Source organism: Xenorhabdus sp. IM139775 (assembly GCF_028598745.1).
Taxonomy (GTDB): Bacteria; Pseudomonadota; Gammaproteobacteria; order Enterobacterales; family Enterobacteriaceae; genus Xenorhabdus.
The window spans coordinates 1-4286 of sequence record NZ_JAQRFK010000127.1; the positions used below are offsets into that span (position 1 = coordinate 1).

General features: G+C 43.7%; 4 protein-coding genes, 1 tRNA gene and 2 pseudogenes. 5 read left to right on the forward strand and 2 right to left on the reverse strand.

The window, feature by feature from the left end:
* Nucleotides 1-246: pseudogene (locus tag PSI17_RS15975) on the forward strand (hypothetical protein); the annotation flags it as partial.
* Nucleotides 247-592: 346 nt separating this feature from the next.
* On the opposite strand, the pseudogene PSI17_RS15980 reads toward PSI17_RS15975, so the two are convergent.
* Nucleotides 593-708 (reverse strand): annotated as a pseudogene (locus PSI17_RS15980) (Arm DNA-binding domain-containing protein); the annotation flags it as partial.
* Between the two features lie 121 nt (nt 709-829).
* On the opposite strand from PSI17_RS15980, the gene mutY reads away from it, so the two are divergent.
* From mutY to PSI17_RS16000, 4 genes are all read left to right on the forward strand, one after another.
* Nucleotides 830-1867, forward strand: a complete 1038-nt coding sequence (mutY, locus tag PSI17_RS15985; protein WP_273552912.1) for an A/G-specific adenine glycosylase — start codon at nt 830-832, stop codon at nt 1865-1867.
* Between the two features lie 26 nt (nt 1868-1893).
* On the forward strand, nt 1894-2166 hold the full coding sequence (locus PSI17_RS15990; RefSeq protein WP_273552909.1) for an oxidative damage protection protein: 273 nt from the start codon (nt 1894-1896) through the stop codon (nt 2164-2166).
* 101 nt (nt 2167-2267) lie between these two features.
* A complete protein-coding gene (gene mltC, locus PSI17_RS15995; protein ID WP_273552910.1) occupies nt 2268-3341 on the forward strand; it encodes a membrane-bound lytic murein transglycosylase MltC in 1074 nt (357 codons plus the stop codon).
* A gap of 165 nt (nt 3342-3506) precedes the next feature.
* Nucleotides 3507-3582 (forward strand) — tRNA-Phe (locus PSI17_RS16000).
* A gap of 335 nt (nt 3583-3917) precedes the next feature.
* On the opposite strand, the gene PSI17_RS16005 is transcribed toward PSI17_RS16000, so the two are convergent.
* The coding region (locus tag PSI17_RS16005; RefSeq protein WP_273552911.1) for a site-specific integrase at nt 3918-4286 on the reverse strand (369 nt) is incomplete at its 5' end.

The window sequence follows — 4286 nt, forward strand, 5'->3', positions numbered from 1 at the left end:
GCTGCTTCCCTGGAAACTCAACCTGACCAATATCTAATCGTCAATACGGTTCAAATGAGCCGCTTACGAAAAATTCATCTTAATGTCTTATATGAAAAAAAATTTTTATCTCATTGGCAGGGAAGAAAAAATCAGGGTGCAGATACATCACTGACTTATCCTGACGGAACAATAATATACAATGGTGATGTAAGTCCAAACTTTGATAAATTAATGCGTATTCTTGAATCAAGAAACAGCAAATAGGTTAAGATGCAGTCATTCAGACTTAATCTGACAGGCACTGAATCAAAGTGGGTGACTATCAGATCTGGTTTGAGATACTACAAGTTAGACGCTAATTTTTAGGGTAACACGGAGAACCTAAAAAAACCCTGCCAGAAAAGGGATTAACTCCTCACGTTTTCTCATTTTTCTCCTCACTTTTTCTGTATATATGCGAGAAAAGTGAGGAATAGGGCGAGTCGTAAAATTCCGTTCCTCACTACACCTCACTTTTTAATCCCCGTTGTTCTGGTTAACAATGGTGAGTTCCTGCCCGTTCCGGGTGATGAGTCCGTCATGCTCTAACTTGGTTATGGCGAATGTCCGGTACCGGACAAGTACCTAATGAGATCATTTTGGTTTTACCCGCAAATTGATAACGTATCTCCAACCTTTCGAGCCATTTGTATCAATTAACAAAGACAGCCCATTACCATCTGCCAGCGTATAGGCTTTTGAAGTTGCGTAACGCGTCGAAACAAAGTTCGGGTTTACACTAAGGTTACACTATGCTGCAATCCCGTTCACGTAACAATGACCCGATATAAAGACAATTATTCTAATGATGGAAGCTGAGCAATTTTCACAGGCGGTTCTTGAGTGGTATCACTGCTATGGCCGCAAAACCCTGCCGTGGCAGTTGGAAAAAACCCCCTATCACGTCTGGCTTTCAGAGGTGATGCTGCAACAAACCCAAGTTGCGACGGTCATTCCCTATTTCCAAAAATTTATTTCCCGTTTTCCCGATGTGACCTCTTTGGCGGCAGCACCACTGGATGAAGTTCTCCATTTATGGACGGGATTAGGATATTACGCACGCGCCCGCAATTTGCATAAAGCCGCCCAACAGATTGTGTCGTTACACAATGGTAAATTTCCGACCACATTTGATGATGTTGTTGCTCTGCCCGGCGTGGGACGTTCAACCGCCGGAGCTATTCTTTCACTCTCGCAGGGCAAGCATTTCCCTATCCTTGATGGTAACGTGAAACGTGTTTTGGCTCGCTGCTATGCCATTGATGGCTGGCCGGGGAAAAAAGAGGTGGAAAACCAGTTATGGGACATCAGCGCACGCGTAACCCCCAAACAGGGTGTCGAATATTTTAATCAGGCGATGATGGATTTGGGCGCTATAGTCTGCACCCGCAGCAAACCTAAATGTGAGATTTGCCCACTTAATGCAGGTTGTATCGCTTATGCCAACCACAGTTGGGCAAGCTATCCGGGTAAAAAACCGAAACAGCGCATCCCGGAAAAAACCGCCTACTTTTTATTAATGCAGCATGGTGATAGCGTTTGGCTGGAGCAGCGCCCGCTTTCTGGTATTTGGGGCGGTTTATTTGCTTTCCCACAATTTGCTGATCAGGCATCACTGGAACAATGGCTGAAAAGTTCAGGCATATCTCACAGCAAACCTGAACAATTAACCGCATTTCGCCACACATTCAGCCATTTCCATTTAGATATCGTTCCTATTAGAATCGATATCTTATCTTTTGATTCCTGCATGGATGAAAATAACGGACTTTGGTATAACTTACGCCAACCAGCAACCATTGGATTGGCAACGCCTGTTGAATACCTTTTGCAACAATTGGGTTAATTTGCCGACTATTTTGAGGATTAATGATGAGCAGAACTATTTTTTGTACTTTTCTACAACGAGAAGCCGAAGGCCAAGATTTTCAACTCTATCCAGGGGAATTAGGCAAGCGGATTTTCAATGAGATTTCGAAAGAAGCATGGCAACAATGGATGAGTAAACAAACCATGCTGATTAATGAAAAAAAACTCAATACCATGAATCCAGAAGATCGTAAACTGCTTGAGCAAGAGATGGTGAAATTCCTGTTTGAAGGACATGAGATCCAAATCGACGGTTATACACCACCGGAACAATAATATTACGACTCGATTGGCATAATGAGAACCATTTTTGTATGGTTCTCATCATTGATGAAACCTCAATACCTAACAGCACTAATATCTAACGGCATTGTAAAATGAAAAGACTGCTGGCTCTGCTCCTCCTCGCTCCACTTTTAATTTCCTGTTCTGGCAAAAAAGACTTTGAATACAACGAAGAATATATAAAAGATACCAATGGGTTCGATATTTTGATGGGACAATTTGCCCACAATATTGAAAATATTTGGGGGTTGCAGGAAGTTTTAATCGCAGGCCCGAAAGATTACGTTAAATACACGGATCAATACAAAACTCGCAGCCATATCAATTTTGAGACGGGAAATATTACGATTGAAACCCTCTCCCCGACTGAACCCACGGAACATTTACGTAAAGCGATTGTGACGACTTTATTGATGGGCGATGATCCTGGCACCATCGATCTTTATTCTGACGCCAACGATATTCAAATCAGCAAAGAACCTTTTCTCTATGGGCAGGTTTTAGATAATAGTGGCGAACCCATTCGCTGGGAGTGGCGCGCACGTCATTTTGCTGATTATCTGATCCAGAACAAATTGCAAAAACGCCAATCAGGGTTACACGTTATTTGGTCAGTCACCATGCAGTTGGTGCCTAATCATTTGGATAAACGCGCCCATAAATACTTGCCTCTTGTTCGCAAAGCCGCTATCAAATATGGCGTTGATGAATCCCTAGTCCTTGCCATCATGCAGACTGAATCCAGTTTTAACCCTTATGCCGTCAGTCGCTCTGATGCCTTGGGACTCATGCAGGTTATGCAGCACACCGCCGGACGAGATGTTTTCAAAATGCAAGGAAAGTCAGGCCAGCCTAGTCGCAGCTATCTCTTTGATCCTGAGAACAACGTGGATGCCGGGACAGCCTATCTCTCGATCTTGCAAAATACTTATTTAGGCGAAATCAAAAATGCTACCTCCCGTCGGTATGCCATTATCACGGCTTACAACGGCGGTGCTGGCAGTGTATTGCGCGTATTCTCCGGTGACAGAAAGAAAGCGGTTCAAATCATCAACGCAATGGCACCGGGTGATGTTTATGAAACGCTGACCAATAAACACCCTTCTGCTGAATCACGTCGCTATCTGATAAAAGTGAACAATGCACAGAAAATCTATCGCAGGTAGTTGATAACAAATCAGTTGATAGTAAGAAAATAACCGATGGAGAGGTGATTGCCTCTCCATTTTGTTTAGATTTATAGCCCATTGTGTGATTTAAGAGCATATGAATAAATTTATGCAGAAAGTGTTTGACGGATTGAGCCGAATACGGTTTAATGCGCCCCGTTAGCCCGGATAGCTCAGTCGGTAGAGCAGGGGATTGAAAATCCCCGTGTCCTTGGTTCGATTCCGAGTCCGGGCACCAATTTTTAAAGCTCGTTTGTTGAAGGTTTTCAATGCCTTAACAGGCGAGTTAGCATTAGGGCTGTTAAGAAAATGTTAAGCAATTGGCAGTCCTATTTTGCATGTATCTGGTGTATTAACACCGCCAGTCAAGAATACAGGGTGCCTGCATCAGCAAGCGCCTTTTTCTTGTTCAAGGGTAATGATTTCAGTAATTGATTCTGATGTCAAGTAAGGTGAAGACTTCACCGGATGCGGGATCAGGTATTAACACTTTTTTCCATCCCATCAATTTTGATACAGGGCAGTTCATACTTCCTCCTTTCCAAACTGAGATCCGCCCTGATTTTTTTATCTTTATACAGAAAGATCCAGATAAACCGCCAGCTCACTTTCCAACGTTTTACCCGCGATGTCCATATCGATATACTCCATCGTGGTCGCCAGACTGCGGTGCCCAAGCAAACATCTTACCAACTGTAAATTCCGGTCCGGTGCTTTCATCAGCTCAGTAGCCAGGGTATGACGAAAACGGTGAGGGGAGACAGCAAAACCGCACGCTTTGGACAGTCGGTTGAAGAAAGAGCGTATGTGCTGATTTTCTCTCTCATAATTGTAACTGGTCACCCGCCCGTGATAACGAAAACGCAAGCGACTTAAATCAAACAGCGGATCATCGTCTTTCGCACCGCAGGCTTTCGCCTGTTCAACCAACTGTGCCAACCG